This window comes from Limosilactobacillus fastidiosus (assembly GCF_014145505.1).
GTDB classification, from domain to species: domain Bacteria; phylum Bacillota; class Bacilli; order Lactobacillales; family Lactobacillaceae; genus Limosilactobacillus; species Limosilactobacillus fastidiosus.
The window spans coordinates 191,810-198,536 of record NZ_JACIUZ010000041.1; the positions used below are offsets into that span (position 1 = coordinate 191,810).

5 protein-coding genes and 1 pseudogene are annotated in these 6,727 nt (G+C 38.8%); 2 read left to right on the plus strand and 4 right to left on the minus strand.

Going from position 1 to position 6,727, the window contains the following annotated elements; all coding sequences use genetic code 11:
* The first annotated feature begins 157 nt into the window (after positions 1 to 157).
* Entirely contained in the window at positions 158 to 622 is a 465-nt protein-coding gene (locus tag H5R64_RS06985; protein WP_182580715.1) for an Rrf2 family transcriptional regulator, read from the plus strand.
* A gap of 62 nt (positions 623 to 684) precedes the next feature.
* Here H5R64_RS06985 and H5R64_RS06990 read toward each other — a convergent pair whose 3' ends face one another.
* The 3 genes and pseudogenes from H5R64_RS06990 to H5R64_RS06995 form a co-directional block, all read right to left on the minus strand.
* Positions 685 to 1,587, minus strand: a complete 903-nt coding sequence (locus H5R64_RS06990; protein WP_182580714.1) for an ROK family protein — start codon at positions 1,585 to 1,587, stop codon at positions 685 to 687.
* Positions 1,588 to 1,841: 254 nt separating this feature from the next.
* Positions 1,842 to 1,991: pseudogene (locus H5R64_RS08720) on the minus strand (APC family permease); the annotation flags it as partial.
* 216 nt (positions 1,992 to 2,207) lie between these two features.
* Positions 2,208 to 4,619 (minus strand): phosphoketolase family protein, encoded by a 2,412-nt coding sequence (locus tag H5R64_RS06995; protein ID WP_182580713.1) that lies wholly within the window; start codon positions 4,617 to 4,619, stop codon positions 2,208 to 2,210.
* 263 nt (positions 4,620 to 4,882) lie between these two features.
* Between H5R64_RS06995 and H5R64_RS07000 the strand changes: the two genes are divergently transcribed.
* A complete protein-coding gene (locus H5R64_RS07000) occupies positions 4,883 to 5,971 on the plus strand; it encodes an acyltransferase family protein (RefSeq protein ID WP_182583108.1) in 1,089 nt (362 codons plus the stop codon).
* Positions 5,972 to 6,095: 124 nt separating this feature from the next.
* Here the strand turns inward: H5R64_RS07000 and tnpA are convergent, their stop codons facing one another.
* The gene (gene tnpA / locus H5R64_RS07005) at positions 6,096 to 6,560 is read right to left on the minus strand and encodes an IS200/IS605 family transposase (RefSeq protein WP_182580307.1); all 465 of its coding nucleotides are present in this window, start codon (positions 6,558 to 6,560) and stop codon (positions 6,096 to 6,098) included.
* Positions 6,561 to 6,727 lie beyond the last annotated feature (167 nt).

Below are 6,727 nucleotides of genomic sequence, written 5' to 3' on the forward strand. Positions count from 1 at the left end.
CTCGTATATTAGTAACTTAAAAAGTTTCATCATTATACCATAAAACAATTTAAAATATATATTACCTTGTTTTCTTTGTCAAGAAAGCAAGGTAATTACTTACTAGATAAATGTAACTAAAATTGTTACAATTAGTATTTAGAAAGGAATGGTTAGTGTGCGTATATCAACCCGTTTTAGCGACAGCATCCATATTCTCGCTTTTATTGAAACCTATAAGGGCAAACTACCATTAAGTAGTGAAAACATTGCAAGAAGTATTGAAACGTCTCCAGTCGTCGTTCGTCGGCTGATGGGAAAGTTAAGGAGTGCTGGTTTAATTAAAACAGTTCATGGTTCTGCCGATCCAAAATTAATGCATGAACCAAAAGATATTTCTCTTTATGACATTTTTCTTGCTGTCGAAGAGGAACAACATATTTTTACCATTGATCCTAAAACAAATCCTGAATGCGTTGTTGGGGGTAATATTCAATCAACTTTACGTGAATTCTATCAACAAGCAGAAACAGCAGCAAAGGCGAAATTAGCAACAACTTCTCTTCAGGATATTCTTGACTCGATTCTCGTTAAGCAAAGTGAAAAGGATCCACAAAAATTAATCGGAAGCAATTTAAAATAGTAACCCCTTTTGAAGCAACCCCCCTAAATCGGTAAAAGTCGACTTAGGGGGTTCTCTATAATTTAGTTTTCAATTTTTAAAAGTAAACCGTAAAGGGCCCCGAGAAGATTAGCCTCATTGCCAAAATTAGCCGCTTTAATAATTGGCATTGTAATATCAGCCATTAGTCGACGATCACTTTTTTGCACTTTAACAAATTGAGTTTTAATTTCTTTAATTAAAATTGGTTGAACACTAATTCCTCCACCAATTAGCACCACTTCAAGGTCTAAGACTGCTTGAAGGTTAATAATTAAATAGGCTACACGACGACAATATTCCTCAAAAATTTTCCACGCAAGCGGATCATGAGCGGAAATTTTTTGAAAAGCTTGTCGACCATCAGTAAGATCAGAAAGGTTATAGGCTCGAGTTATCATTTCAACCATCTTAACTGCTGACGTGGTGGCGCCGACTGTTCGTTGCTCAACGTCAGGATTATCACGGTTAGTCACCATGGCACTTAATTCTCCCGCCCGGCTATGAGGACCATGCAAAAGCTTCCCATTAATTACAATTCCACCACCAACTGAAGTCCCTAGTGTGATAACAGCCCCGTAGTCTACCCCAACTAAGTTTCCTAACCATAACTCAGCTAATGTTGCACAGTTGGCATCATTTCCAACATAAACTGGTAACTTAGTAGTTTTTTCAAGGTATTCAGATAAGTGAAATTCACCCATGTAACTTAAGACTCCCGTAAACTGAACATTACCAGTTTGTGGGTCTACTATTCCCGGAACGCTTACACAAATAGCTGTAATCATTGGATTCTCACGAATAATCATTTGAAGAGCTTGTATAAAAGCATCTTTAGAACGCGGTGTCATTAGTTTCCCCTTGGTCATTATATTCCCCGAATGATCAATTCGTGCACTCTTTATCGTTGTTCCACCAATATCAATACTCAGATACTGTCGTTGCATACTAACTAACACCTCACTTCAGCTATCATTAATATTATACACAACTCTTACCAAGAAAGTACCGAATCAATTCTCCATCTTTATAAACGTTTGATTCATTAAAGTAAACCATTAGAGTTAATCCCTGAGCCATTTTTCTTTTAGTTACCTTTGCTTAATCGCTTACAGTTTAGTTTGATAATATGCTTCGTGCTTTTCTTCGCATTCAATGAAGAAGGATGAAATGCCTGCTAAAACTGCCACAACAACACCTAATATAATCGTCTATTAGTTACCAAAAGAAGTGAAATCACAGCTGTAAAGATATTCGCTACCCACGGAGCGTCATGTGAGTTCTTCTTTCCGATCCATTTTGGTAACATTACGTGCTCATTTAACGATGGAGTATTAAATGTAACGATAAAATAACTATAAAGTAAATTGAAATAAAAGATAAATTGGGGGACTTGATATTTTCTCACTAATGATTATCACCCTCAATCTTTTACAACAAGCATTAGTTTCGCATTTAAATTGCAATTTTATAAGCGCTTTACAAATTCTTATTAAAAAAATGACTAGGAAACATAACGTCTCTCTAGCCATTTTTTATTAAGTGTTTAATTAGTAATCAACAGTGATTACTTAAGACCCTTCCAAGTCCAGTTAGTAACTTCTGGTAAATCCTTACCTTCTGAACGAATGTAGTGGTTGTGCTTGTTAATCATGTTGTCCATCTTGGCAACAAAAGCAGCAGCCTTTTGTTCGTAACCAGGTACGTTTTGGATAGCATCCTTAGCAAGGTGGAAACGATCAAGTTCGTTCAATACACGCATGTCAAACGGAGTGGTGATGTCACCATTTTCTTCGTATGAGTGAATATGAACATTCCGGTTAGCACGATCGAAGAACAATGCTTGGATCATGTCACGGAAACCATGCCATGCAAAGATAACTGGCTTGTCAGTAGTGAAGTATTGGTTAAATTCTGCGTCAGACAAACCTTCTGGGTTCTTGTCTTGCTTCATCAACTTCATGATTTCAATGATGTTGATGTAACGAATCTTCAATTCAGGGAAGTTGTCATGAAGAATATCAATTGCGGCAAGAGCTTCTTCAGTTGGTTCAGTACCTGCTGAAGCAAAGACAACATCTGGTTCACTACCTTGGTCAGTAGAAGCCCAGTTGATGTAGCCAAGACCATTATCAACTAATTCAGTAGCTTCATCAATGGAGAACCATTGTGCACGTGGGTGCTTTGAAGTTACAAAGAGATTGATACATTCTTGGTTGCGGAATGCCTTATTAGATACAGCCATTAATGAGTTAGTATCTGCAGGTAAGTATTCCTTAACAAGGTCTGGACGTTCCTTTTCAAATAGGTGTGTTAACAGACCTGGATCTTGGTGAGTGTATCCGTTGTGATCTTGTTGGAATACAGTTGAAGTATCAACAAAGTTCAAAGCTGGGTATTGGTGACGCCAGTAAAGATCCTTAGCCTTACGTAACCACTTCATATGTTGGGTAAGCATTGAGTCAACAACACGACCAAATGCTTCGTAAGTTGCAAAGAATCCGTGACGACCAGTCAAAGTGTAACCTTCAAGGAAACCTTCAGCTTGATGTTCAGAAAGTTGTGAATCAATCATCCGACCTTCTGGAGCAAGGTTTTCATCGTTTGGTTCATGAATACCTTCCATCCATTGACGTTTGTCGTTGTCAAGGAATGCGTAAAGACGGTTTGACTTAGATTCATCAGGACCGAATCCACGGAAGTTAGTTGGGTTCAATTCAGCCATCTTGCTGAGGTACTTACCCCATTCAAGCATGTCTTGCTTTACTACTGAACCTGGAGTCTGAACGTCAACAGCAAAGTCACGGTAGTTTGGCAATACAAGTGGCTTAGGATCAATACCACCGTTGGTAATAGGGTTCATAGCCATCCGACGATTACCTTCTGGTGTGTTCTCTTCAACAAGAGCAACTGGGTGACCGCTTTCGTCAAACAATTCTTCTGGCTTGTATGACTTCATCCATTCAACAAGCATGTCCTTGTGTTCCATGTCATCTTGTGATACCGGAATAGGAATTTGGTGAGCACGGAATGAGTTTTCGATTGGGTTACCATCAAGATCCTTAGTAGGACCAGTCCAACCCTTAGGAGCACGGAAGATAATCATTGGCCATTGTGGTAATGATTCGTCATTATTTTCACGAGCGTTCTTTTGGATAGCCTTGATTTCTTCAATAACAGTATCAAGAGTCTTAGCCATTTGTTCGTGAACTTCCATGTGTGGCTTGTAGCCATCGAATTCACCATCACGATCAGCTTCTTTGTAAGCTGATACAAAGTAAGGCTTCCACCCCATACCTTCGAAGTACTTAGTAAGTTCTTCATCGCTCATCCGTGAAAGGATAGTTGGGTTAGAAATCTTAAATCCGTTAACTTGGATGATTGGTAATACCGCACCATCCTTAATTGGGTTGATGAACTTGTCTGAGAACCATGATGCCATTAATGGACCAGTTTCAGCTTCACCATCACCAATTTCAACAGCGGCGATAACGTCTGGGTTATCCAAGATCGCACCAACACCGTGTGAAAGTGAGTAACCAAGTTCCCCACCTTCGTGGATTGAACCTGGTGTTTCAGGTGCGGCGTGTGATGCAGTACCGCCTGGGAATGAGAAGTGCTTGAATAACTTAGCCATTCCCTTAGTATCTTGTGTGTATTCAGGATAAATTTCAGTGTATGAACCATCCAAGTATGAGTTATTAACCATAACTTGGCCACCGTGACCTGAACCTTCGATGTAGAACATGTCAAGGTCGTACTTCTTAATTACACGGTTCAAGTGTGCGTAAATAAAGTTTTGAGGAACAATAGTACCCCAGTGACCAATTGGCTTAGGCTTAACGTCTTCAGCCTTTAAAGGTTGGCGTAATAATGGGTCGCCCATTAAGAACAAAGTACCAACTGAAAGATAGTTGGCTGCACGCCAGTAAGCATCAACACTTTCCAAGTACTTCTTGGAATCGTAATCTACTGCCATTCTAATAAACACTCCTTCTGAATAAATAAATACGTTCTTGCCGTTAAACAATACGTAAATCATTCAAATTTACAATAATAATAATAACGGATTTAAACAAAAAGTCAACCTTTTCTAAAATTGATCCGATCCAATTTTAAGTTTGAACTATAACATCTTAAATTAGTATGACTTCAGTCTTCCGCCATTACACGTAACAGCAACTATTGTATACTATTCATCAGAAAACTTATATTAAATTTAGTTTACAGAGGAGAACGAGCATGAAGCATCTGTACCCGGCTGACGTTGGAGATTACGCGAAAACATTTGCAGTATTAGCAGTAATGTTACAATCCGTATTGACGGTTGTAATGCGTGAAGCCACGAAAAGTTCACAAGAATTCTTATTTGGTGGAATATATGAATTAGTTAAATATGCTGCGCCAATGTTCATCTTCGGAATCATGTACTCCACCATTCGGACAAATCCCGGAGCAACAATGATGAACTATCCTTTATATATGCGGAATCGCTGGCATATACTTTTTGTTCCGTCAATTTGGTGGACCTTCACCTACCTACTCCTCACTCCCCAATTACAACAGGGACGTCCTTATAATAATTTAGGAACTTTTTGCTGGCAATTCATTAACGGCAATGCTGCCCAGCACCTTTGGTATAACGTCATGATGCTCCAATTCATCATTATTACCCCACTATTTTGGTGGATCGCTAGATGGATTAACAATAATATCAAGCGCGGTTGGTTTACACTCGCCCTAGCACTTATTTTTCAAATCTGCTGGCACTTGATGTATGAATTTCAAGTATTTCATGGTCCCCACGATCATGACTGGTATCTTCTTGACCGAGTCTTTCCTAGTTTCTTCATTTTTGCAATTTTCGGTACTCTTCTTTGGTGCTTTCACGAGCAACTATTTCCTCTCCTTTCCAAATTTTGGTGGTTAATTTTAATTTGTTGGGGACTACTTTATGGATTCGTTACTCGTAATTTTTTTGCATTTGGTCTCCCCGTAAAGTTCGCTAACGCTCCCTACTATCTTCCATCAATGCTTTTCTATAACCTTACAGCGATTCTGGCCGTTGCTGCATTCCACCTCCACCATATTCACAGTCACAGTTGTTGGCTAGGCCGTTGTCACCACATTGCAGACTATGCTCACCGTGCTTATCTTTCACATGTCTTTTGGCTTTACTGGATTTGGCAATTAGGTAAGGACCTCTGGTTGGCCTTCAATCCGCTTCTGTTATTGATTGTTATTTACCTGCTTACCGTAACATGTTCTTTCACCTCAGCCTATGGATTCCATAAGCTCTGGTTTAAGCTTAAAAATCATAACCACCCGTGAAACGGGTGGTTTGTTCTTCGGCTAAAAGCCGATAAGAGAAGCCAGCGTCTCAAGGCGCTGGCTTTTCCTTCGTCCAAGCCAAAATGCTCTGACTACTTCGCTACTGCTTTAAGCAGTGTTAGTATTACTTCACCTTACCCTTAAAAGGGTCCGAGTATTCTATCGTTGTTAATTTATCGACTACCATATCATGTTTCTCTTGATCACGAATATATTTCTTGATGGTGGACTCATTTAATCCTACTGTGCTGACATAATAACCTTCTGCCCAAAAATGTCGATTGCCAAATTTATACTTTAAATTGGCATGATGATCAAACATCATCAATGCACTTTTTCCTTTCAAATATCCCATAAATTGCGAAACGCTTAACTTCGGTGGAATACTTACTAATAAGTGAACATGATCAGGCATCAAATGTCCTTCAATAATCTTTACTCCTTTATACTGACATAGTAATCTAATATAATCTCGTAAATCTTTCCGATATTGATTGTAAATTATTTTCCGTCTATACTTTGGAATGAATACGATGTGATACTTACATAACCACTTCGTATGGGCTAAACTATTTAGTTTATTAGCCATATTAATTAAACCTCTTTTCCCTTATTTGATTTTGGCTTGAACACCTACATCTTAAGGCAAAAGAGGTCTTTATTTATATAATCTTATCCCCCACCCGCAAAGCAGGTGGTTTTTTGTTTCGCATACTCACTCCGTTCGCATGCTCAACTAGGCCTAAAGGCATTAAT